At 68.8% G+C, this 23,901-nt stretch carries 12 protein-coding genes; all 12 read right to left on the minus strand.

Annotated elements, in window-relative coordinates; genetic code table 11:
• Positions 1 to 17: 17 nt before the first annotated feature.
• The 12 genes from EV671_RS03125 to EV671_RS27180 all read right to left on the minus strand — a co-directional run bounded on the left by EV671_RS03125 (position 18) and on the right by EV671_RS27180 (position 23,791).
• Positions 18 to 1,460, minus strand: coding sequence for a family 43 glycosylhydrolase (locus EV671_RS03125; RefSeq protein WP_132569820.1), 1,443 nt, complete (start codon positions 1,458 to 1,460; stop codon positions 18 to 20).
• Positions 1,457 to 2,410 carry a glycoside hydrolase family 43 protein gene (locus EV671_RS03130; RefSeq protein ID WP_132569821.1) on the minus strand — a complete coding sequence of 318 codons (954 nt, stop codon included), beginning with the start codon at positions 2,408 to 2,410 and terminating at the stop codon, positions 1,457 to 1,459. The genes EV671_RS03125 and EV671_RS03130 overlap by 4 nt, the downstream gene beginning before the upstream one ends.
• A gap of 15 nt (positions 2,411 to 2,425) precedes the next feature.
• Entirely contained in the window at positions 2,426 to 3,634 is a 1,209-nt protein-coding gene (locus EV671_RS03135) for a glycoside hydrolase family 27 protein (RefSeq protein ID WP_132569822.1), read from the minus strand.
• Between the two features lie 45 nt (positions 3,635 to 3,679).
• Entirely contained in the window at positions 3,680 to 5,632 is a 1,953-nt protein-coding gene (locus tag EV671_RS03140; RefSeq protein WP_132569823.1) for a sialate O-acetylesterase, read from the minus strand.
• A gap of 26 nt (positions 5,633 to 5,658) precedes the next feature.
• Entirely contained in the window at positions 5,659 to 7,710 is a 2,052-nt protein-coding gene (locus EV671_RS03145; RefSeq protein WP_132569824.1) for a beta-galactosidase, read from the minus strand.
• A gap of 2 nt (positions 7,711 to 7,712) precedes the next feature.
• Positions 7,713 to 10,376 carry a glycoside hydrolase family 31 protein gene (locus EV671_RS03150; RefSeq protein WP_132569825.1) on the minus strand — a complete coding sequence of 888 codons (2,664 nt, stop codon included), beginning with the start codon at positions 10,374 to 10,376 and terminating at the stop codon, positions 7,713 to 7,715.
• Positions 10,373 to 13,321 carry a glycoside hydrolase family 31 protein gene (locus tag EV671_RS03155; RefSeq protein WP_132569826.1) on the minus strand — a complete coding sequence of 983 codons (2,949 nt, stop codon included), beginning with the start codon at positions 13,319 to 13,321 and terminating at the stop codon, positions 10,373 to 10,375. The genes EV671_RS03150 and EV671_RS03155 overlap by 4 nt, the downstream gene beginning before the upstream one ends.
• A gap of 44 nt (positions 13,322 to 13,365) precedes the next feature.
• Positions 13,366 to 16,026, minus strand: coding sequence for a glycoside hydrolase family 3 C-terminal domain-containing protein (locus EV671_RS03160; RefSeq protein ID WP_243655552.1), 2,661 nt, complete (start codon positions 16,024 to 16,026; stop codon positions 13,366 to 13,368).
• 1 nt (position 16,027) lies between these two features.
• Complete coding sequence (locus EV671_RS03165) at positions 16,028 to 18,172, minus strand: sialidase family protein (protein WP_132569827.1); 2,145 nt, start codon at positions 18,170 to 18,172, stop codon at positions 16,028 to 16,030.
• A gap of 247 nt (positions 18,173 to 18,419) precedes the next feature.
• Positions 18,420 to 20,333 (minus strand): glycoside hydrolase family 97 protein, encoded by a 1,914-nt coding sequence (locus EV671_RS03175; RefSeq protein WP_132569829.1) that lies wholly within the window; start codon positions 20,331 to 20,333, stop codon positions 18,420 to 18,422.
• Between the two features lie 29 nt (positions 20,334 to 20,362).
• Positions 20,363 to 22,015 (minus strand): alpha-L-fucosidase, encoded by a 1,653-nt coding sequence (locus EV671_RS03180; protein WP_132569830.1) that lies wholly within the window; start codon positions 22,013 to 22,015, stop codon positions 20,363 to 20,365.
• 135 nt (positions 22,016 to 22,150) lie between these two features.
• Positions 22,151 to 23,791, minus strand: a complete 1,641-nt coding sequence (locus tag EV671_RS27180; protein ID WP_243655553.1) for a glycoside hydrolase family 5 protein — start codon at positions 23,789 to 23,791, stop codon at positions 22,151 to 22,153.
• Between the last annotated feature and the right edge of the window lie 110 nt (positions 23,792 to 23,901).

Below are 23,901 nucleotides of genomic sequence, written 5' to 3' on the forward strand. Positions count from 1 at the left end.
GGATGATCCTCGGGAAGTTATGGTCCAAGCTGTAGGGGCGAATTCAGGTCGGTGCCGAAAGCGGTGAACTCCCACACGCCGGGGACTCCGGACGTTATGGCAACGCGCAGGTAGCGCGCCACCACCGGGGCTTCCACGACATGCGGCGACCGCACCGACGGCGCGGTTTCGGCGCCCATCAGCTTCCAGTCCCGTGCATCCAGCGAGTACTCCAGCCGGTAGGCATGTCCGCCTGTTGGCATGACGAAAAACAGTTCTACCCGCTCAAGTCGCGTGGCCTGGCGCAGGTCCAGCGTCAGGGTCGGCACCGCGTCGCTGGTATCTGCCATCCAGCGCGAACCGTTGGAGCCATCGATGGCGAAACGGGGATCGAAGGCTTCAGTGCGATCCAGCGATACCAGTGCCCGCGGCACCACACGGCTGGGAGGTCGTGTCGAACTGGCGGACGCGATGGCATGGGCAGCCAGGTTGGGCTTGAGTGGTCCGAAATTTCGCAGCGCGCCGACGCCCTGCATCGAGACACTGACTGGACGTATCGTGCCGTCCGGGTTGAATCGCAGCGGGTCGGCGTAGATCTGCCTCGTCGTGCCGCCGCGGCCGAACTCCAGATAGACCAGATACCAGTCGTCTGTTCCCCGTGGATTGACGACGCAGCCGTGCCCTGGCCCATAGACGCCGGCCTCGAGGTTGGAGACGGCGACGAGGTCCTGCTCGGGGGCCTCCCAGGGGCCCAGGGCCGAGCTGCGGCTCATCATGTAGGCGTAGCGGTAGTTCTCGTGCCCCTCCAGGGTGTAGAGGTAGTAGTAGATGCCGCGGCGCTTGAACAGCAGCGGGCCCTCGGAGTAGCCCTGGCGCTTGGTTGGCACCGCGGTGGCTTCGCCGTCGATGGCCGAGAGATCGGGCTTGAGCCGGGCGATGCCCCGCTGGGCCCAGACCATGTAGACGCTGCCGTCGTCATCGGTGAAGGTCTGCGCATCGATGGGCTTGCCCACCGGCAGCGTCATGGCCGCCAGGCCTGCGGCCCGGTTGACGGGCCGGCCGTCGGGCTGGGTGTAGGGACCGGCGGGCGTAGGCGCCACGACGTGGCTGACGTGCTCGTCCAGAGTCGGGAACAGATGGAACACGCCTCCCCTGGCCACCGGTTCGCTGGGCGCCCAGTACTTCGCATCGAAGCCGGGCGAGAAGATTGATCCTTCGAAGTGCCAGTGCAGGAAGTCTTTCGACTGCCAGACCACCGGCTTGCCGGCGGAGGCAAGGTCGGCGCCAACGCCGTCCGTCGTGGCAAAGAGGTAGAAGGTCCCATCGATCTCGGCGATGGAGGGATCGGCCACCAGATCCGGCACCAGGGGCTGGCCGAAGGGTTGGGCGGGCTTGGGCGCAGGCTGCTGCGCGGCGGCCACCAGGCAATGCATGGCCAGCGCCAGGTACTGCAGTGTCCGAAGAGCTGAGGAGGGTTTCATGCGCGGCGCAGGGCCTCGTACAGGCTCTCGTCAATCGGGAACACGCTGCCATGGCTGGCACCTGCGGGCAGGCGGACCTGCGCGCTGGCGTCGCGCCAGGTCTTGAAGTCGCGTGTCGCGGCGGCCTCGAAACGGTTGTCGCGATAGCTGTCGAACAGCACGATGGTCTCGCTGCCGCGCTGGAAGGCGGCAGGCCCCTCGACCCACGACCGCGTGAAGGGCCGGGAGACGGGGCCGAACGGCCCCAGCGGCGTCCTGGCTTCGCACCACTGCAGCCACTTGTGCTCGGGCTTCAGGCGCTCGTCTTTGAAGATCATGCGCAGCTTGCCGCCGCTGCGGTGGAAGGTCGCATCGATGACGCTGTAGCCCGGGTCGAACAGCAGCTGCGCCGGCGTGAAGCTCTGGAAGTCGCGGGTGCGGGTGCAGAAGATGCGGTGGTTGTAGTCATCCTCCGATGTGCCCGCTGAATCGCTGAAGCGGCCGCGCACGGTGCTGGACCAGAAGATGACGAACTCCCTCCTGTCGGTGTCGAAGACGATCTCCGGCGCCCAGACGTTGCGGGTTCCGGGCACGTCGGCCATCACGGGCAGTGCCACCTGGGCTTCCCAGTTCAGCAGGTCACGCGAACGGGCATAGCCGACAGTGACACCTTCCCAGGCAGTGGTCCAGACCGCGTGAAACCACGGGCCTGCCGGATCCTTCAGGATGCACGGGTCACGCAGCAGCCGGTTCTCGCCCACCGTGGGCAGCAGGACGGGCTCGTCTGCCTGCACCGGCTCGAAGGCCAGGCCGTCGGCACTGACCGCCAGTCGCAGGCCCGGGTGGCCTTCGTCCCGGTTCTTGAAATAACCGAAGGCCCAGCGTTCGGCTCGCACCGCAGCCGCAGGCAGGCACGGCAGCAGGCCTGCCGCCAGTGCCGCGCCCATCAGTTGACGACGGTCAGGATTCATCGAGATGCAGCCCTATCACCGGACCGGCGTGATACGCACCATGACCACGCCATGCGGGGCCACCTTGCTTGCGTAGCTGCCGCTGACGTTCTTCGTGAGCTTCTTGCTCCACAGGTCCTTCACGTCGACCTTGCGGTCGGCGGGCAGGCCCAGGCGATCCCAGCTCAGCTTCATGTCGGCCGCTGCCTTGCCGCGGTTGAACAGCACGGCCGCGAACTCGCCGCCCTGCAGCGGACGCACCCAGACCTCGATTTCGCCTTCCTTCAGGGCACGGTGGCCCTGCTTGCCCAGCGGGTCCTGGTCGATGGCGATGACGTCCTTGTTGGTCAGGATGCGCAGCGTGTCGGCGTCCATCTTGGACAGGTCGTTGCCGGCGATCAGCGGTGCCGCCAGCATGGCCCACAGCGAGAAGTGCGACTCGTACTCGGTGGTCGTCATGCCGCCGTTGCCCACTTCCAGCATGTCCGGGTCGTTCCAGGCGTTGGGGCTGGCGGCGGCCGAGCGCTCGACCTGCATGTCCAGGATGTTGGTCATGCCAGACGACCAGTCCTTCTGGCCTTCCCAGGCGTCGTAGATGTCGCCGGTGGTGCGCCACAGATGGCCAATAGGCGCTGCCCAGCGCTCGGGCTGGTTGTTGCCCCATTCGCAGATGGACAGCACGATGTCTCGGCCCGACTCACGCAGGGCCTTGGCCATGATGGTGTAGGCCGCCTCGGCGTTGCGGGTGCCGGTGTTGCACCAGTCGTACTTGAGATAGTCCACGCCCCACTTGGCGTACTGGCGCGCATCCTGGAACTCATGGCCGGCGCTGCCGGGTCGGCCTCCGCAGGTCAGCGAGCCGGCGTCGGAATAAAGGCCGAACTTCAGGCCCTTGCTGTGGATGTAGTCGGCCAGCGCCTTGATGCCCGACGGGAAGCGTTCGGGGTCGGCCTGGATGTTGCCGTCGGCATCGCGGCTCTTCTGCCAGCAGTCGTCGATGACGATGTACTGGTAGCCCGCGTCCTTCATGCCGGAGGCAGCCATGGCGTCAGCCTGCTGGCGGAGCAGCTGCTCGCTGACGTTGCAGGCGAACTTGTTCCAGGAGTTCCAGCCCATGGGCGGGGTGGGCGCGATATTGGGCTTGGGTGCGTCGAGCTTGAGCGTCTCGTGGGCATGGGCTGGTGCTGCGGCCACGAGGCAGAGCAGGGCGAGCGCGTGCGCCACGCGTTGGATGAATGGGTGCATGTGCAGGTTTCCGTTGAGTTGCGATGGCAGGAGGAGGCGATGGGCTCAGCGGCCGTAGCGGCGGCCGGCCGATTCGAGCGGCCAGTCGTCGGTGCGCAGCGGTGTCAGCGGCAGGCCGTCGCCGCCGACGACGTTGGCTTCGCTGGCGTTGTTGACCCAGGCATAGCGTGCTGCGACCGGGGCCGGCACGGCGGGGCTGCTCAGCACGATGCGGTCGCCGTCGAGGCGTGCCTCGGCCGGCACCCAGCGGCGGTCGGCGCCGGCGACGAAGAAGCCGCGCGGCGCCTCGCCGCTGCGGGCGGTGCGCAGGCCGCCGACGGTGGTGTCGAAGCGCAGCTCGAACTCGCTGCCCCTGGCGGCGTGGCCGCTCAGGCGTGGGCCCGTGGCAGGCGCGGCACGCAACCCCAGCTCGTGCATGGCGAGCCCGGCCAGGCGCTGGCCCACGGTGCGCTTGTTGCGCGGATGGATGTCGACCGCGTCGCCCACGTCGATGGCCGTCGCCATGCCGGTGTGGGGCAGGGTCAGGGCCGCGGCCTGGCTGGCACGCAGCTCGGCCCAGCCATTGCCGTCGGGCCGGTTGTCGGCCAGCGGGAACCAGGACGCCAGCTGTACGAAGAAGAAGGGAAGCTTGGGGTCGCCGAACTGGCCGCGCCAGTCCTGGATGAGGCGCTTGAAGCCATCGGCGTAGGCCGCCGCGCGGCCGGCGTTCTCCTCGCCCTGGTACCACAGCACGCCGCGCACCGACAGGCCTTGCAGCGGCGCGATGAGGCCGTTGTGGCCCAGGGCCGGGGCGTTGTTGGCGACGGGGCCGGCGGTCATCTGCAGCTTTTCGACACGAGCCTTCCAGGCACCAACGAGAGGTACGGGGCCGGCAGCCGTGTCCAGACGCAGGTCGGCGGCCTCGCCGTAGATGCCACCGCCACCGCCGGTGTCGGTCACGCGCACGGCGATCCAGTTGTTCCCGGCGCGCAGCAGTCCAGCGGGCAGCGCGTAGTGGCGCGGCATTTCCCAGCCGCACTGGCCCCCGACCTTGCGGCCGTTGACCCAGACCTCGTCGCAGTCATCCACCTTGGCCAGGTGCAGTTCGGCCGCGCCGGCGGCCTGAGCGGCGTTCAGCTCGACGCGCTTGCGCATCCAGACCACGCCGTCCACGTCGGGCAGGCCCTGGCCTTCCCAGACGCCGGGCGCGTTGAGGGTGGGCCAGTCGGCGTCGATGTCCGCAGCGGTGGACCAGCCCGAGGCGTCCACGCCCTCCAGCGGCAGGCCCTTTTGCCAGGCCACGACACGTGGCAGCAGGCGCTGCGCCAGCGCGTTGCCGAAGGCCGCGTTGTCGGCCGGCAGGGCACGCACCGTGGGGGCGAGGTCGGGGTCGCGCAAGGCGGCCTCGCGGCTCATCCAGGTCTCCAGCATGGAGCCGCCCCAGGCGGTGTTGATGAGCCCGATGGGCACACCCTGCACGGCCTGCAACTGCTTCGCGAAGTGGTAGCCCACGGCGCTGAACTCGCCCACCTTGCCGGGCTCGGCGACGACCCAGGCGGCCGGCGCGATCTCGGCCTCGGGCTTGACGCTGGCGCGCAGCGGCACGCGCAGATGGCGCAGCTGGGCGTTCTGTGGCGAGACCACCTCCTGCGGGCCGGTGTCGGTGTTGGCCAGTGGCCATTCCATGTTGGACTGGCCGCCCAGCAGCCAGACGTCGCCGATCAGGATGTCGTTGAGCACGACGGTCTGGTCGCCCCTGACCAGCAGGCGGTGCGGGCCGCCGGCCGGCAGCGGCGCCAGCTGCACACGCCAGCGGCCGTCGGCACCGACGCGGGCAGTGCCGCTGCGGCCGCCCAGTTCGATGCTCAGCGTCTTGCCGGGCGTGGCCTGGCCCCAGAGGTTCAGCGGGCGGTCGCGCTGCAGCACCATGTGCTCGCCGAAGACTTCGGACAGGCGCACGTCGGCCTGGGCGGTGGCGGCCAGCAGGGCCAGGATCAGGGGCAGGGCAGTCTTCTTCATTGGTGTCATGTCAATTGGTTTTGTGGTTAGTTCCGTTGTTCGAGCAATTCAACGCCGCGCGCCTCCAGGCTTAGGGTCTTGTCCCAGTGCTGGCCGCCGAGCACGCCCTGCATCGCCCCGTCAATGGCGATGTCGACCGGCGCGTTGTTGGTGTTGACGTAGAGCACGCGGCCGCTAACGGCGCGGGCGAACACGCCGTCCGGCGTCTTGGGGCCGGGCTCGATGCCGACGCTGGCGTAGAGCTGGCGCAGCAGCGGCCGCATGATCTGCGGCTGGGCCGGCGTGGCGAGGTAGTAGGCGCGGCCCTTGCCGAAGCGGTTGACGGTGAGGGCCGGCGGGCGGCCATCGAGGTCGCTGAAATGGCTCAGCACCTCGGCGGTGGACGGCTCCAGCACCTCGAAGTGCTCGATCGTGCCCTTGACCTCTTCGTCGCCGATCTTGAACGTGCCCGCGGCGTCGTAGAACTCGTTGGTCCGCAGGCCGAAGACGTCGGTCAACCCGCCCGGCAGCGGCGTGGCGTGCCACTGGTTGTTGTCGTTCACCTTGGCTGACTGCGCTGTCATGATGGCCGTGCCACCGTCGGCGACGAAACGTCGCAGCGCTTCGGTCGAGGCCTCGTCCAGCAGGTACAGGCCCGGCACGATGATGAGGCGGTAGCGGCTCAGGTCTTCGTAGGAGAGCTTGATGACTGCGACGTCGACGTTGTCCTTCAGCAGCGGCTCGAAGGCGCCAAGGGCCTGCTTCAGATAGGGCGTCTTCAGGTACTGGCGCGACGTGTTGCTGGGGCCGTTGGCGCTGTAGGCGGCGGTGTTTTCGAACGAATAGGCGATGGCCACCTTGGGCTCGACGCTGCGCGGGAAGCCGCGCTTTTCGAGCTTGGCGTAGTCGGCGGCGATGCGGGCCCATTCTCCGAGCTTCCACGAGGGCCGGTCATCGTGGTCGATGAGGCCCATCAGCGCCTGCTCCTCGCCGCCGAGGTGGCTGTTGAAGGTCCAGGCCAGCGCGGCCTGGCCGCCCATCAGCAGCACGAAGTGGGCCCACATCCGCGACCAGCCCCTGCTGCCGTAGGAGCCGCCGCCGCCGGCGGCGAACTCGTTGAACCATGTGGGCGTCGTCATGCCGCCCTTGATGAGGGTGGCCTCCCATCCGCCGCCGACGGCGTCGCCGGCATAGAAGCCCATGGCGCCGAAGGTCGTGTGCCGGCGGTAGCTGCCGAGGAAGTCGAAGCCCTTGCGGCCGGACCAGTCCCAGTAGTTGGACAGTACGGGCTTGCCGGGCGTGTTCCTGCGGCGCACGGCCTCCAGGTCGTCGAGGGTGGCGATCGTCAGGTCCGACCAGAAGCGCCGCAGGTCCAGGTAGCGCTCGGCCGGGCCGGGGCCATCGGCGTAGGGCAGGCGCACCTCGTCCCAGTTGCCGACGCGGCGCGACCAGCGCTGGGTGGCCCAGGCCTTGTTCAGGGCCTCGACGCTGCCGTAGCGCTTCTTCAGCCATTGCACGAAGCGCTTGCGGTCGGCCTCGGAGTAGGACATGAAGCCGTTGCCGATCTCGTTGTCATAGCCCACGGCCAGCAGGGCGGGATGCTTGGCGTAGCGCTTGGTCAGCGTGTCGGCCATGCGGACGGCCAGGCGCCGGTAGTCCGGATCGCCGATGTTGTCCATGTAGCGCTCGGCCGGGGCCAGGCGCGTGCCGGCCTGATTGACGATGTCCACGCCGGGGTACTTCTGGTGCAGCCACATGGGCGCCGGCAGGCCGGGGATGTCCAGGATGACCCGGATGCCGGCGGCCTGCATTTCGTTCATCACCGCGTCGAAGTGCTTGAACTCGAACTTGCCTTCGGCGGGCTCGAAGTAGTCCCAGGACAGGTCGCCCATACGCACGACCTTGAAGCCGGACTGCTTCATCAACGCGACGTCGCGCCTGACCTGCTCGAGGCTGCGGTCGACGGGCTGGTAGCAGGTGCCGGCGAAGAGCTGGCCAGCCCCTGGCCAGTCGGGGTGACCTTCGGTGGTTTGGGCCAGGGCGGGGTTGAGCGCAGCCAGGGCCAGCGTGCAGGCAAGAAGCGTTCTATTCAGTTTCATGATCAAAGCCGGATCTCGGCGGCGCGGCCGGTGTAGACCACTTCCTGAAGTGGCGCGGACTGCAGCGGCGGCTGGCCGGGGGCGACGCGATGCAGCCTGAAGCGTCGCGTCTTCAACATGCCGTCGAAGCGCCCGCGACGCGACGCCAGCCGCAGCACGCCGCGCTGGTCGTCCCAGCTCAGGCGGATCACGCTGGCCCCGCCCTTCTCGTAGGCGTAGTCCAGGCCGCCGTCCTCGTAGAGGTCGAAAGTGCCGTCGCGGCCCGGCACGATGTACAGGTCGATGAGTTCGCCGGTGGCCTCGGCGGTGGACTGCAGCACCGGCCCCAGCGGCAGGATGCTGCCGGCGCGCAGGTGCAGCGGGATGCGCTCCAACGGCGACGGCACCTCGTGCGTGCGGCCACCGGCGCGGCGCTCCCCCGTCCAGAAATCGACCCAGCCGCCGGTGGATTGCGGCAGGTAGACCGGCCAGCTCGACACGTCGGGCGCCACGACCGGCGCCACATGCAGCGCGCGGCCGAACAGATAGCTGTGCGCCTGGTCCAGCGCCTGCGTGTCATTCGGGAAGTCGAACACCAGCGGTCGCATGATGGGCGCGCCCTTGGCATGCACCTCGTGGGCGACGCTATATAGATAGGGCAGCAGCCTGTAGCGCAGCTCCAGGTACTGGCGGGCCACCGCCTCCACCGTGTCGCCATAACGCCAGAACTCGGTGTCGGTCATGTAGCCGTGCACGCGCTGCAGCGGCAGGAAGGTCGCGTACTGGAACCAGCGCAGAAAGCGCTCGTGATAGGCCTTGTCGGTGTATTGGCCGTCACCCGGGCGGAAGAAGCCGCCGGCGTCGACTGTCCAGTAGGCATAGCCGGCGGCGGCCATGTTGAGGCCGGCGGGGATCTGCCGCTTCAGCGTGTCCCAGTCGTTACCGACGTCGCCCGACCAGGTGGCCGAGGCATGGCGCTGCTGCCCCGGGAAGGCCGAGCGCGTGAGGATCATCACCCGCTGGTTGGGCAGGGCTTGGCGTTGGCCTTCGTAGACGGTGCGGGTGACGTGCCACGGATAGGCCAGGCGCACGCGCTCGCCACGTCCGGCGGCCGTGCGCCGGCCCGCGAGGTCGTCGTTCTCGGGCTCGGTCGCGTCCTGCCACCAGGCGTCGATGCCGAGCTTGAGCAGGCGCTCGCGCTGGTGGCTCCAGTAGAAGGTGGCGGCCTTGGGGTCGAAGAAGTCGACCCAGTCGGTCCCGTCGATGTAGTGGCGCGCAGCCGCCGTGGCGCGGCCGAGTTCGGTGTCGCGCGCGATCCTGGCCCACACCGACAGCATGAACCGGCCGTTCAAGTCGTGCACGTCGCGCATCAGGGCCGCGGGGTCGGGGTAGTGGGCCTCGTCGAAGCGCATCGCGTTCCAGCCGTGGCGGCCCCAGTACTGCCAGTCCTGCACCATCACGTCGACCGGCAGCTTGCGGCGGCGGAACTCGCGCAGCGTGTCGACGATCTCTTCGGAGGAATGGAAACGCTCGCGGCAGTGGATGTAGCCATAGGCCCAGCGCGGCATCATCGGCGTGGCGCCGGAGATCTCGCGGTAGCCCTCGAACACCTCGTCGGCGCTGGGGCCGGCAATGACGACGTAGTCGATGGCGTCGGCCACCAGCGAGCGCCAGGTCGTGCGGGCGTGCGCGGGGCCGAAGTGCAGCGACGGCTTGTCCTGCTCGTCGGCGTTCACGCGCACGTGGTGCTCGCCCGCCGGCAGGTCCACGACAAAGCCGACCGTCGGCGGTAGCCAGAGGTTGGCCATCTCGACGCAGGGCTTGCCGTCGATCTCCACCGAGTGGCGTGAGCCCATGGCGCGGCCCACGTCCAGCAGGAAGGCGAAACGGCCGGCCGCCTCGGTGCGGAAGCTGCCTTCGAAGCGCACGCCCTTGCGCTCGACCTGGGCATTGCCGGTCGTGGTCGTCACGTCCACCAGCTCGGCCTTGCCGTTGGCGCCCGCGCGGGTCAACGCCACCCGTTGCTCGGGTGGGTTCAGCTCGGCCATGCCGTTGTTGTGCCAGAGCAGGCCGTAGCCGCGGCTGGACAGCATGAAGGGCAGGCTGATCTGTGTGTTCACCTGCGTCAGGCGGCGCGGGAAGCCACGCAGGTCCATGGCGCCGTCCTGGAAGCAGCCGGTGCCGTAGAGCCGCTCGCCCGCCGGCGACTCGAAGGCCTGCTCGGCGACGTAGACCAGCTCCTCGCCGAGCTTGGACGGCGTCAGGCGCCGGCCGCCCGGCGCCTCTTCCAGGAGCAGCGCGCCCTTGCGGTCGAAGAAACGCAGCGCCCCGTTGCCGTTGTCGACCTCGCAGCGGATGGCTGGCAGCGCGAGACCCGTGGTGGCCGCTCCCGGCGTCTGCTGCATGGGCGGCGGCGTGCGGCCAGGCAGCAGCGCGAAGCTGGCCGGCGGCTCTTGCATCGCGGTCTGCGGGGGCCGGACGCGCACGCGCATGGCCCGCTCGCTCAGCGCGCTGATCGTCAGCCTGCCCTGCGGCGTGGCCAGGGCCCATTCGGCAACGTGCGATGGCAGCGCCGCCGAGCCGCTGGCACCGGTTCCCGCTGCGGCGGCCAGCGGCGTGGCGGCCCCGGCCAACGCGGCCTGCAGGGCCTTGCGCCGCGACAGCGAGCTGTCCTTCTTGGAGTTCATGGCGCGAACCGGAGCTCCACGGCTTTGCCTTGGTAGTCCACGGTGCGGGCCTGCTCGGCCTGGCCGGGTACGGCCATCAGCCGCACATTGAGCGTGCGACGTGTCAACAGGCCGGGGTAGTGGCCCTGCCTGGCGTCGACGTGCAGCGTGCGGCGCGCGTCGTCCCAGCGCAGTGTGGTCGTGGCGCGTTCGCCGCGCTCGTAGCGGTAGGTCTCGCCGTCGTCCTCGTAGAGCGTGAAGCGCCCATCGGCGCCGGGGTAGATGCGGATCTCCCAGGGGGCGTCGGGGCTCTGGCCGGCGTACTCCACCACCGGGCCCAGCGGCACGATGGCACCGGCGCGTACGAAGAGGGGGAACTCGTCGAGCGCATAGCTGCGCTCGACGCTGCGGCCGCCTGCATGGCGCTCGCCGGTCCAGAAGTCGAACCAGTCGCTGCTCGCAGGCAGCAGCGTCGCCTGGCGCGGGTCGGGCTTGGGTTGCGCCGCCAGCGTGCGCAACTGGCCGGGCGTGCGCCAGGCCAGGCGCAGCACGCGGCCGCCGCCGGCCTGGAAGTAGTCGATGCGCAACTTGAGCACCTGGCCTTCGCGCAGCGCCAGGCGGTGGCTGTTGAACCGCGCGCCGCCGACGGCCCAGTCGTCCACGACGAGCTGGTCGTCCAGCCAGAGCCGGAAGCCGTCGTCGCCCTCGACGCCGATCTCGTGCTCGCCGCTCTCCGATGCCGTGAGGGTGCCGGTCCAGCGCGCGGAGAAGTTGTTCAGGCTGGCAAGGCCCGGCGGGATGCTGCCCAGCGGCGGGTCGGGCCAGCGGTGGTCGATGACGGTGTCGACGGTGCGGCTGGCCGGCTTCTCGAAGGCCATGCCCTCGAAGTACTCCAGCACCAGGCCGGCCTGACCATCGGGCGTGCGCAGCTGGGTCGGCGGCACGGTGGCGGGCGGCGGCAGCTCCGGGTGGAATATGGGCCGCGTGATCGGCTGCACCAGGAAGGCGGGGCCGAACATATAGGTGTCGTCGAGCTTGCGCAGCGCCGGCTGGTCGGGGAAGTCCATCGCCAGGCCGCGCATCATGATGTAGCCCTCCTGCGTGCTGCGCCAGGCCAGGCTGTAGAGGTAAGGCAGCAGCTGGTAGCGCAGCCGGGCCGCGCCCAGCAGCGATCCATAGACCTCGGGGTCCAGGGTCTTGAAGAGGTAGGGTTCGCGTTCGACGTTGGTGCCGTGGATGCGGTAGACCGGGTTGAAGATGCCGAACTGGTTCCAGCGGGCATACAGCTCGCGCCAGGCCGGGTTGCGCTCGCCGCCGGCGTAGTTGACGAAGAAGCCGCCGGTGTCCTGGGACCAGTAGGGCAGGCCGGCCATGCCGACGTTCAGGCCACCGGCGATCTGCTGCCGCAGCACGGCCCAGGAGGCCGTGGTGTCGCCGGACCAGGGCAGGGCCGCGTAGCGCTGCTGCCCGGCCCAGGCCGAGCGCGTGAGGGTCAGGGCGCGTTTGCCGCCCGGGCCGGCGGCGCGCTGGCCTTCGTAGACGCCGCGCGTCGTCACCAGGCTGTAGACATTGAGGTAGCGCGTGAAGTCGCCCAGCGCGTTGCGGCCCAGCCGCTTGATGTCGGCCTCGACCTCGCCGGGATCGTGGGCGGCGCCGCCCACCTCGACCTCGGTGCCGTCCATCCACAGCGCATCGACGCCGACGTCCAGCAGGCCTCGCTTGACGTGCTTGAAGTAGATGCGCCGGCCTTCGGGGCTGAAGGCGTCGTAGATGCGGGCCTTCTTGGAGATCCAGTGCAGCGGCTCGAAGCGCAGTTGCTTGGCGTCCAGTTCGCGGGCCAGCGCCGTGTCGTTGCCGATGGAAGGCCAGATGGACACCATCAGCTGGGTGTGCAGCTTCGTGTGCAGCTCGCGCGTCATCGCGGCGGGATCGGGGTAGCGTTCGCGGTCCCAGACCATGCCGCTCCACTGGCCGTCCCATTCGGGACCATTGGGGCCGTCCTTCTCGCCACCCCAGTACTGCCAGTCCTGCACGATGGTGTCGAGCGGGATGTGTTCCGCACGGAAGCGCCGCACGACCTCCAGCAACTGCTGCTGCGTCTGGTAGCGTTCCTTGCTCATGTAGAGGCCGAAGGCGGCCTTGGGGAACATGGGCGCAGCCCCAGTGAGCGTGCGGTAGCCAGCCATCACGCCGTCCATGTCGGCCCCGGCGACGACGTAGTAGTCGGCCCCGGCGGGCGCGCTCTCGGCGCGGAAGCTGGCGCCCTGCGGCCCGTCGCTGAAGCTCATCTTGGAGTACACGTCCCACAGCAGGCCCCAGCGCCGCGTGGAGACCATGAAGGGCACGACGATGCCGATGTTGGTCTGCACCATCAGCACCTCGCGGCCGCGATAGTCCATATAGGGCTCGTTGTACTGGCCGAGGCCGTAGAGCGATTCGTCGGGCGTCAGCGTGAAGGTCTGCGCGAGCCTGTAGGTCGGGCTGCCGTCGATGTCGACGCGCTTCAGCTCGGTGGGCGCGGTGTCGCGTTCGCGCAGCAGCAGCCGCCCATCGGCGCCGGAAAAGGCGAGGGCGCCGCTGCGCTTGTCCACCGACACGCGCAGCCCGAGGGCTGACAGCGTGAGGCGGTCCTTGGCGTCATCCACGTCGATGGCGACCGGCCTTGCACGGGCCACGACCACCAGGCTGGGCTGGGTGGTGCAGGCCTCGCCCAGATGGGCCGTCACGCGCACCAGGCCGTGGCCGTAGAACAGCAGGCTCTTGGTCAGCCCGCCGACACGGAACTGCAGGCCTTCGGCCACGCGCCGCCAGGCGAAGCCGTCGGGGCCGGCATCCATCGGCAGGGCCCGCATCTGCCCGGCAGCGTCCAGGGCTGTCGGTGCGCCGGAGGCCGCGAAGGCCGGCGCAGGGAACATGGCCGCAGCCGGGGTACTGGCCATCAGGCCCACAAGGTCACGACGTTTCATTCAGGGATCTCTGGATTCAGGTTGGGGCCCCGGGGGGCTGTCTTTCAAAACGGTGGCAGGTCCGCGCGCCCGGACACCTGGACCTTGAGCATCTGTCCCGGGGCGCGGTGCCCAGTGGCCGCGACCACCGGTTGCCCGCCACCGACCCACAGCGTCATCGGTCCCGCCTCCACCACGCGCCGGCCATCGGCCTGGACCACGCTCAACGCTTTGGCGTCCAGGTTGAAACTGATGCGGCGCGACTCTCCGGCGCGCAGCACGACGCGCTTGAAGGCAACGAGGGTGCGCTCCGGTGCCAGGGCGTCCGAGCGCCGGGCATAGACCTGCACCACCTCGGCCGCCTCGTGCGGGCCTTCGTTCTTCAACAGCACGGACAGCTGCGTGCCCTGACCGGCGGGCACGCGCTTGTGGGCCAGCCTGGCCTGGGCATAGGCAAAGCGTGCATAGCCCAGGCCGTGGCCGAACGGGAATTCGGCCTCGCCCTTGAACCAGCGGTAGGTTCGCCCCTGCATGCCGTAGTCGTTGAATGGCGGCAACTGGTCGACCGAGAGGTAGAAGGTCAGTGGCAGCCGGCCTGAAGGGCTGAAGTCGCCCGCCAGCAGTTCGGCCACGGCCTGGCCGCCTTCGCCGCCGGGATACCAGGCCTGCACGATGGCCGCGGCTTGCTGAATGCCGGCGCCGAAAGCCATCGGGCTGCCGCTGAAGTTGACCAGCACCAGCGGGCGGCCCAGTGCCGCCAGGCGCTCCAGCAAGCGCCGCTGCGGCGCCGGCAGGTCGATCTGCGTGCGGTCGCCGCCGGAGAAGCCGGGGGCCAGCACTGTCATTTCTTCGCCCTCAAGCTCCCAGGTCAAGCCGCTGGCGAACACCACCAGGTCCGCGTCGCGCGCGGCAGCGAGGGCCGCCTCGTCGCTGGCGCCGGGGCGGCTCCACTGCAGGCGCTGCTCGCCGTCCCAGCCGGTCTGCAGCGCCTCGACCCGCACGGCGTAGGTCTGGCCCGCCTTCAGCGTCACGCCGCGGGTGCTGGTGGGCCAGGCGAGGTCCCACAGGTCGACCACCAGTTCGCCATCGATCCAGATTCGGTAGCCGCGATTGCCCTTCAGACGGAGCAGGTGCTCGCCACTCTCGCCAGCGCGCAGGAAGCCGGTCCAGCGCGCCGATTCTTGGCGGTCATGGGCATTGGGCCAGCCCCACTTGAACATGGCCTGCGGTGCGATGGCCGCCGAACTGGGCGCCCCTTCCAGCCTGGTGTTGGCAAAGCGCTCGAAGTTCAGGCCGGTGAGGGTGCAGCCGGCATCGACGCACAGATTGGCTGCCGGCAGGTCTTCCAACGGCGGTGCCACCCAACCGGTACCCTCGACAAAGCCGATGCGGGCTCCGGGGAAGCGCGCCTTCAGACCGGCCAGCAGGGTGACCGGCTTGGACGGCGTGCCGTTGTAGTTGCCCACCAGGGCATCCACGCTGTCGGCATTCGGACCGATCACGGCAATGCGCCGGGGCGCGGCCTTGAGCGGCAACACGCCATCGTTCTTCAGCAGCACCAGTGAGCGGCGCGCCGTCTCGAGGTTGAGCGCGCGGTGGGCCGGGGTGTCGAAGTCGCGCGCCGTGATTTCGGGGAAGGGCCGCTGCCCCGCTGCTGCGAGCAGTCCGAGCCGCAGCCGCACGTCGAACAGGCGCTGCAGCGCACGGTCGAGTTCGGGCTCGCTCAGCAGTCCTTGCTGTACGGCGGCCACGGTGGTGGCTGACTGGGCGGTCTTGTTGCCGCCGAAATCGCAGATGACATCTGTGCCGGCCCGAACGGCCACGGCCACGGCTTCCCCGGGTGTCTTCACGTAGTGGTGGGCCGAGTCCAAGTGGATGTCGGCCACGGCGCCGCAGTCGGAGACCACATGGCCCTGGAACTTCCATTCGTCGCGCAGATAGTGCTGCAGCAAGGGCTGATTTGCGCAGGCGGGCACGCCGTCTACCGCGTTGTAGGCGCACATGACCGATTCGGCTCGGCCTTCGTTGACGGCCGCATGGAAGGCCGGCAGGTAGGTGTCCACCAGATCCCGAGGCGCGACTTTGACGTCCTCCTTGTGGCGGTTTGCCTCCGGGCCGCTGTGAACGGCGAAGTGCTTGACCGCGGCCGACACTCGAGGCCGGTCCGGATCCGGACCCTGCAGCCCCTGGATGAAGGCGACACCCATGCGAGAGGTCAGGTAGGGGTCTTCGCCATAGGTCTCCTGGCCGCGGCCCCAGCGCGGGTCGCGGAAGATGTTGACGTTGGGCGACCACACCGTGAGGCCGCGGTACAGGCCCGACGAGCCGTCGGCGCCGACCGTGTTCAGGAACTTGGCACGGAACTCGGTGCCGATGACCTTGCCCACGCGTTGCACGAGCGGCGTGTCCCAGGTCGCCGCCAGGGCGATGGCCTGAGGGAACACGGTCGCCACGTCGGCACGCGCCACGCCATGTAGACCCTCGCTCCACCAGTTGTAGGCCGGGATGCCCAGGCGTGGGATGGCCGGCGAGTCGTGCTGCAGCTGGCTGGCCTTCTCGGCCAGCGTCATCTGCGCCACCAGGGCCTGGGCCTGCTGCATCGAGGGCGTCAGCGGGGCGGCCGCGGCAGCGGTGACGAGCGACAAGGTCAGGGCGGCCAACTCGACGCCGGCCACCGCGCGCACAAAGCTGCGGCGGCCGGGTTGGGCAGGTGTCTTGGGGCTCATCTCAGTTGCTGTACAGCAGGCCCCGGCCCGTGCCGCTGACGTAGATGCGCCCATAGACGCTTTGGTCGGCCGCCAGCACGCCGATGCCGCCGAACTGGTGGGCGTCGTCATTGAAGCGCGTCCAGGTCGTGCCGCCGTCGTCGGAGCGGTAGACGCCCCACACGCCGCCCCTGACGCCCACGACGTAGACCGCTGCCGAGTAGGTGGCGCCAGGCGCTGCCTTGCCCAGGGCGATCAAACTGGCGCCCGACAGGCCGTTGGCGGAAGCGAAGCCGGTGAGCTGGGTCCAGGTCGCGCCCGAATCCACCGAGTGGTAGACGGTGTTTCCATCCGCCACCCAGAGGTCGCCCTCGACATTGGGGTTGACCGCCATATAGGTCGCGCCCCAGTCGTTCTTCGCCATACCCGCCGAAACGGAGCCTGGGCTCAATGTGAAGGTATGGCCGCCGTCCGTCGAGACGTAGACCTTGCCCTGCTCGTTGCTCCACGTGGCACCGCCGGAGTCGAAGGCATAGACCTTGTTGGGGTTCTTGCGGTCAGCTGCCAGGCGATAGCCACGTCCCCAACCCTGGCCGACGACAGCCAATGCCGGCAGATTCGTTGCCGTCCAACTTGCACCACTGTCCGTGGAGTAGGACGGCACCGAGTTGGCCGGGGACCAGATGACGTTGTTGCGGGACGGGACCGCGACGCTGGCCTGGCCGCCGGTGTTTGCTGCCGCGCCGGCGGGCAGGGTGGCGAAATTCGCCCAGGTCTTGCCGCCATCGCCCGACCAATAGCCGACGGCGGCGCCGGTCGAGTTGATGACGCCGCCGCCCGCGATGTAGAGCGGATCAGACCAATCCATGTCGGCAGCGTTGCCGTTGCTCCAACCGGTGCCGGGATTCAGCGTCGGCTTGGTCGAGAGATCCGTATCGACCCACAGGCCCACGTCACCCGCACTGTTGAGGAACTTGTAGGGGGCGCCAGCCGGTGCTGCAGCCACGGACAGGGTGGCGGTCTCCTCGAAGCCTTCAATGTCGCCGTGCCAGCTGGGCGTGGCCGAGGAGGCGTTGGTGGTCTCCATGATGCCGCCGCCATGCACATGCAGGACGTGATCGCGGTTGGCTGGGTCGATCTCGACATCGTCGACCCAGCCGGAAGCGGTTTCGCCGGGGTTCAGCGCCTCGATTTCACGCCAGGTCTTGCCGGCGTCGTCGGACAGCTGGACGATCTGCTGGCCGTTCCAGTTACCCCAGGAGTTGGTCACGCCGAGCGCGATGCGCGTCGTCGCGCCGCTGCCCTGAACCGACACGCCGCCAAGGCCGAAGTTGGTTCCGCCGTTGGGATCCTCGCTCTTGAGCAGGGTCCAGGTCGTGCCGTCGAACTTGTAGAGGCGGCCGGGGCCCCCGGCACCGGGGCCAGCGTCCTTGGTGAAGACCACGTAGAACACGCCATCGGCGGCACGCACCATGTGCGGAATATGCATGCCGGTAACCGGCGTGGTCACGGGGGTCCAGGTGGTGCCGGCGTCGGTGGACCGGTACAGGCTTGAAGTCAGGCTTGCCGCGCTGACGTAGTCGGGCGAGATGGCGGCATAGAGGGACGGGGTGGCCGTGCCGCTGCCCTTGGTGCCGGTGTCGTAGAGGACCACGGAAACGCCATTGCCGTAGCCCTGGGCTCCCGTCATCGTCACGGGCGAGAGCGAGGTGACCTGGGCCCAGGTCTTGCCCGAGTCGGCGCTCTTCCACAGGCCGGCCTGGCGCGAGCCAAAGAACAGCGTCGTGGGCTTGTTGGGGTCCACCGCCAGGCGCTCGCCCAATGCCCGGCCGGGGTTGTTGCCACCGAGTGCGAATGGCACGTCAACGTGGGTCCAATGGTCGCCCCGGTCGCTGGACAGGTACAACCGGCCGTTGCCCTCGAAGGTGTACATGCCGGCGGCCATGTAGACGAGCTGGTCGTTGTTCGGGTCCAGGGCGATGCTCTCGATGCCGTGGAAGCGGGCCTCGCCACCTCCGAAACCCAGGCCGTCGGTGATGGGCGTCCACGACTTGGTCGCCGGGTTCCAGCGGTAGGCGCCACCGATGTCGGTGCGGGCGTACAGCAGGTTGGGGGTGGTCGGATGGAAGATCAGACCGGTGACATAGCCGCCGCCGCCGAACTTCACGCTCGTCCAGGTCGCGGCAGCTGTGGGAGGCGGCGGAGGCGGGGGCGTCCCGCCGCCGCCGGAGGGCGGGGGAGGAGGAGGCGTCCCGCTGCCGGAGGGCGAGGGCGGGGGCGTCGGGGCCCCGCCACCGCCGCCACCGCCACCGCAGCCCGCCAAAATCGTGGCGGCAACAAGGGAAAGCGCGGTGAGTTGCTTGCTGAACTTCATGGGAAGACCGGTCTGGGTTCGTGGTTTTGCGGCGACGTAATCAAGGGGCGGTGATGGGCTCCAGCACGACCGCGGCGCCGCCGGCCGCGGCGAGCGACAGGCTGAGCACGTCCTTGGAGGTCACCGTGCGTTGCGTGCGCTGCACCTGGCGCGCGCCTTCGCCGTCCTGCCAGATCGTGGCCTTCCAGTGGCCGGGCGGCAGGAAGGTGAGCGAGACCTTCTCGGCGCGCGCCTGGTCGCTCGTCATCGCGCCGAGATACCAGGTCTTGCCCTGGCGACGCGCCAGCACGATGTCCTCACCCGGCTCGCCCTGGATGAAGCGGGTCTCGTCCCAGGCCGTGGGCACGCGCTTGATGAAGTCGAAGCCGGCCTCGCCGCGGTAGGCCGAGGGGTCATCCGAGACCATCTGCAGCGGGCTGTCGTAGACGACGTACATCGCCAGCGTCTGGCCGCGTGTGTTCTGCACCAGGGGCATCTCCGCGCGCACCTCGAAGGTCGCGGGCGTGGCGTTGCGGAAGCCGCCGGGCGTGTAGTCCATGGGCCCGGTCAGCATGCGGGTGTAGGGCAGCATCAAGTTGTGCCTCGGCGTCACACGCCGGTCCATCTTGCTCCACTCGGCGCCGAGCACGCCCTCCTGGGTGATGAAGTTGGGATAGGTGCGCTGCAGGCCGGCCGGCACGTAGGCGCCATGCAGGTCCAGCAGCAGGTGGCGCCTGGCGGTGGCGGCGGCGGCGCGGTGGTAGAAGTCCACCACCTGCTGGTCGTCGCGGTTCATGAAGTCGACCTTGATGCCTTTGATGCCCCAGCGGACGTAGGTGTCCAGCACCTCGTCCATGCGTGCGTCCAGATGCACCCAGTGAACCCACAACAGCAGGCTCACGTCCTTGGCCTGGGCGTACCGCACGAGTTCGGGCATGTCGATGCCGTCGGCCGGGCGGGTGATGTCGGTCTTGGGGTCGGCGTTGCAGCAGCCGCTCGGTCCCGAGGCCCAGTTGGCGTCGATGAGGTAGTAGGGGAAGCCGGACTCGGCGGCGAAGTCGATGAAGCGCTTGTAGGCCGCCATGTCGGGCTTCATGCCCACCAACGGGCCGGACCACCAGTCCCACGCTGCCTTGCCAGGCTTGACCCAGCTGAAATCGCCCGCCGGTGCCGGGTTGAGGTTGCCGACCAGCTGGTTCTCGATGAGCTTGCCGGCCTGGTCGGCCACCATGACGGCGCGCCAGGCGGTCGTCAGCCCGCCCGTCGAGACGTAGGCAGGGCCCTGGCGGCCGGGCACGCCGGACAACTGAACGCGCAGCGCGTCGCCCTCGCGCCGGAACGACGCGCCGGTATAGGCCTGCAGGTGAGCCTGCGTGATGGCGTAGTGGGTGCGGCCGGACGGCGTGGCGCAGACGACGGGGACGTCATAGGCAGCGTCGGCCTTGAGCTGCGAGACGCGCTGGCGCTCGAACTGGACCTCGTGGGCACCATCGAGCGGGCTGATGAGGCAGGACGGGTCGCCGGCCGGCACGAAGGCCGTGCGCTCGCTGCGCAGCTTGACCCCGTCCGTACCTTCGATCCGGTAGCGGAAGGCCACGCCTTCGTCGTAGGCGCGTGCGTCGATGAAGACGCGCCGCCCGCCGCTCGCCTCGCGGAAGCCCAGAGTCGTGGCGACATAGTGGTCGCGCGCAGTCGCCGCCTTGGTTGCGACGAGAGGAATGACGTGGTCTTCCCGCGTGTCCTGGCGCGACTCCAGCTTCAACAGTCCGAAGGCGGGTTGGTCGTCCAGTTCCAGGCCCAGGGGCGAGGGTGCGATGACGGTCTCGCCCTTGCGGACGACGCTGAAGCTGCTGGCGTCGTCGGCGATGCGCAGCAGGGTTTGGCCGTCGGGAGAGACGATGACGAGGTCTGCCGCCTGCGCGCCGGCGGCGGCCAGGGCGAGGACGGCCGTGGCGATGCGATGGGTCTTTTCCATTCTTACTGTCTGTTTTGTGGGGGCGGTCTTCAGGCCACGCCGGCGCCGCGGATCTTCACGGCGACGGCGGGTGAACCGGCCAGGCCTTCGGGGAGCTTGATCTCCAGGCCGCGGGGCGTGCGCTTGAAGCTCAGGCTGTCGTTCGAGCCCACGGCCTCGATGTGGTCGATGGCGCCCGGTGCGACGGCCGAGTCCTGAGCCAGGCTGCGGATGCGCATCACGCCGTCGCGCGGCCAGCCCAGCGCGATCGCGTAGAGGGCGTTACCCTTGGTGGTGAAGCGGATGTCCTCGGCCGTCAGCGCCTTGGATGCGCCTTCGCTGAACATGCCGCCGCCAACCTTGGTCGGGCCTTCTCCGAACGTGCGCCACGGCCGCGTGCCGTAGATGGCCTCGCCGTTGCGCACCATCCAGGCGGCGATGTCCTCGAGGATCTTGCGCTCGTCGGAGTCGATGGTGCCGTCGCCGCGCAGTGGCACCGACAGCAGCAGGTTGCCGTTCTTGGAGACGATGTCGCAGAGGCGGTGGATGACGGTGCCGGCCGGCTTGTACTGGTGGTTCTCGAAGATGCCGCGGCTGTAGTGCCAGTCGCCCAGGCAGGTGTCAGTCTGCCAGGGCAGGGGTTCGATGTTCTCGCGAAAGCCCCGCTCCACGTCCTCGACCAGGGCGGGGCGCCATTCGTCGGGCATCACCTTGCCGTTGACCACGGCTTCCAGCTTGCCGCCGTTCCAGGCCATGCTGGCGTTATAGAAGTGGGCGGTGATGTCGAGGCCGGCCTGGCCCAGGGGTAGGGTCGTGTTGTCGAAATAGACCAGGTCGGGGCGGTAGCTGTCGATGAGGTCGCGGCAGCGCAGGAACCATTGGCGCGTGAAGGCCGGGTTGTGCAGCGGCGGCTTCTCGTCCCAGTGGGCAGTCTGCTCCTGCTGCCAGGCTTCGACGCTGCGGATCGTCTTGAAGCCATCGGGCATGACGATGTTGCGGCCGGTGTAGAGGTCCTGCGGGTCCAGGCCTTCCCACCACTGGCCCTTGCCGTCGGCCTTGGTCAGGTGGAAGGCGTCGTAGCGCTGGCCGGCGTAGGGGCCTTCGGGGTCGTAGCCGTAGGCGGGCTGGAACCAATGCCAGGCATGGGCGCTGTGGTTGCTGACGCCGAAGCGCAGGCCGCGCTTACGGGCGGCCTTCTCCCAGATGCCGATGAGGTCCTTCTTGGGTCCCACGCGCACGGTGTTCCAGCCGTGGTACTTGGAGTTGTAGTTGTCCTGGTTGTCGTGGTGGTTGGCCAGGGCGACGAAGTACTTGGCGCCGGCCTTCACATACAGGTCCAGCAGCGCGTCGGGGTCCCAGTTCTCGGCTCGCCAGAGGTTCTGGATCTCCATGAAGCCGGCCTTGGTGGGATGGCCGTAGGTCCGCACGTGATGGTCGTACTGCCAGTTGCCCTGGATGTACATGCGCCGGGCGTACCAGTCGCCCATCTCCGGCACGCACTGCGCGCTCCAGTGGGCCCAGATGCCGAACTTGGCGTCGCGGAACCAGTCGGGGGTGCGGTAGTTCTCGACGAGGGAGTCCCATGTGGGCTGGAAGGCCGCCGGCGCGGCTCGGGCGCCCGTCAGGCCGGTGGCGCCCGCGGAGGCCGCTGCGGCGCTGAGGAAAGAGCGGCGGGTCCAGGGGAGGGCAGAGTTTGCAGTCATGGCAGTCACGAAGGAAAAGTGCGCGGGAGGCGTTGGCGTCCCGCGCTTGGGAAAAGTGCGGGCGCCGGGCCCGCTGTTCACTGGACGCTGTCGAGAGAGGTGGCGAACGTCGCCAGGGCCCCCTCGAACGATCCATCACTTGGTGGCGTTGACGATGGTGCTGATCTCGTCGGGCGTCTTCACCGCGCCGGTGACGCGGTCGATCATCTCGCCCGTGTCCCACCACATCGGCACCAGGCCATGCAGCCAGGCCGAACGCGTGACGTACTGGGCCCAGGCCTTGCGGTACGGGGCCATGCCCGGGTAGGCCGGCTTGAGGTAGGCACCGTACTCACCCATGAGCACCGGTACGCCCTGGTCGACGAAGCGCGTCTTCATCTTCTGGAACTCCGCGTCGACGTAGGGCTCGTCGGCCCAGGTCTCGGTGGGGTTGGTGGCGGTGGCGCCCCACTGCCACATCGTGCTGTTGCCGTTGATCGTGAAGTCGTAGGGGTCGTAGTAGTGGATCTCGAAGAACAGGCGGTTGGCGATGGTGTCCGCAGGCAGCACCGCGGAAGCGTAGGAGATGTCAATGTTGGTCTCGTAGGCCTGTGCAACGAGATGGCGCTTGGCGTTGTTGCCGCCGGTGGCTCGCACCGCGTTCACGAATACCTGGTTGTAGCCGTTCTGGACGCTCAGCCATTCCGGGTCCTTGGGCGCACCCCAGACCGTGTTCTGCTTGCCGACCTCGTTCATGGCGGCGAACAACAGGTAGTCGTCGTAGTCCTTGAAGTTGTTGGCGATCTGCGTCCAAAGCTTGGTCAGCCGGGCGTTGTTGGCCGGCTGGGCGGCATAGGTGGTGTCGTCCAGCCAGCCGCCCTCGTGGTGCAGGTTCATGACGACGTAGAGGCCGGCGTTGCGGGCGTACTTGACGACCTGGGTGACGCGGGCCATCCACACGGGGTCGATGTTGTCGTTGGCGTCGACGTGCGGCGTCCAGGTGACGGGCAGGCGGATGCTCTTGAAGCCGGCGCTCTTGATGCCGTTCATCAGGGCCTGGTTGATCAGCGGCTGGCCCCATGAAGTTTCGGTGGGCGTTGCGTCCAGCGTGTTGCCGATGTTCCAGCCAGGCGACATCTCCTTGGACATCTGCATGCTGGTGATGTTGCGCATCGGGCCGGCGATGCCGATGGAGAACTGCTGCAGTGACTTGGCGCCGCAGGCGTTGGTGTAGGTGGCCGTGGCCGTGCAGGCGGCGGTGGGCCGGACGGTCTGCTCACGAGCGCCGCCGGCGGTGCCGCAGCCGTTCCAGCTCCACATGCCGCCAGACACCGGCTGTGGGCCCAGGATGGCCGCATCGCCGGCGCTGACGGAGGCGGAGGCGGTCTGCGTCCAGATGCCGTTGACGTTGATATTGGGCGTCAAGGCCGTGGGTGCGCAGTTGCCGCCGCTGCTGGCCGTGGCCGGACCGGAGTTGTAGCTGCCGACGGGCGTCATGAACCGGACCCAGTACCAGTAGGGCGTGCCGGTGCTGGCAGAGGCGTCCGAATAGCTGGTGGCCGTCTTGGCCAGGCTGGCGATGCGGCTTCGGTCGCTGGCATTGGCGGTGGCGCTGCGATACACCTCCAGGCCGTTGACGGCACCGCTGATGGTCCAGTTCAGCTGCACCTGGCCGGCAGCGCCGTTGGCCACCAGGCAGACGGTGGTGCCGCCGCCGCTGCCGCAATTCTGGGCCTGGGCAGCCGTGCCCGCACCGGCACCCAGGGCCAGCAGCAGGGTCGACAAAAGCAGTCTCATGGTTTTACCTTTCAAGTTTTGTTGAAGGGCTCGGCCGGTTGTCTACTCCGGTGACGAGCGTTGTAGTTGGTCGGCTCGGGGCTAGGACGCGGCCTCCGCGACGACGCGTG

Source organism: Roseateles saccharophilus, assembly GCF_004342485.1.
In the GTDB taxonomy this organism is placed as follows: Bacteria; Pseudomonadota; Gammaproteobacteria; order Burkholderiales; family Burkholderiaceae_C; genus Pelomonas; species Pelomonas saccharophila.

Bases quoted from the DNA above. Each gene is read 5' to 3' on its own strand.
- EV671_RS03175 (WP_132569829.1), bottom strand. From the start codon at position 20,333: ATGGAAAAGACCCATCGCATCGCCACGGCCGTCCTCGCCCTGGCCGCC.
- EV671_RS03150 (WP_132569825.1), bottom strand. From the start codon at position 10,376: ATGAACTCCAAGAAGGACAGCTCGCTGTCGCGGCGCAAGGCCCTGCAG.
- EV671_RS03135 (WP_132569822.1), bottom strand. From the start codon at position 3,634: ATGCACCCATTCATCCAACGCGTGGCGCACGCGCTCGCCCTGCTCTGC.
- EV671_RS03130 (WP_132569821.1), bottom strand. From the start codon at position 2,410: ATGAATCCTGACCGTCGTCAACTGATGGGCGCGGCACTGGCGGCAGGC.
- EV671_RS03155 (WP_132569826.1), bottom strand. From the start codon at position 13,321: ATGAAACGTCGTGACCTTGTGGGCCTGATGGCCAGTACCCCGGCTGCG.
- EV671_RS03180 (WP_132569830.1), bottom strand. From the start codon at position 22,015: ATGACTGCAAACTCTGCCCTCCCCTGGACCCGCCGCTCTTTCCTCAGC.
- EV671_RS03145 (WP_132569824.1), bottom strand. From the start codon at position 7,710: ATGAAACTGAATAGAACGCTTCTTGCCTGCACGCTGGCCCTGGCTGCG.
- EV671_RS03160 (WP_243655552.1), bottom strand. From the start codon at position 16,026: ATGAGCCCCAAGACACCTGCCCAACCCGGCCGCCGCAGCTTTGTGCGC.
- EV671_RS27180 (WP_243655553.1), bottom strand. From the start codon at position 23,791: ATGAGACTGCTTTTGTCGACCCTGCTGCTGGCCCTGGGTGCCGGTGCG.
- EV671_RS03125 (WP_132569820.1), bottom strand. From the start codon at position 1,460: ATGAAACCCTCCTCAGCTCTTCGGACACTGCAGTACCTGGCGCTGGCC.
- EV671_RS03140 (WP_132569823.1), bottom strand. From the start codon at position 5,632: ATGAAGAAGACTGCCCTGCCCCTGATCCTGGCCCTGCTGGCCGCCACC.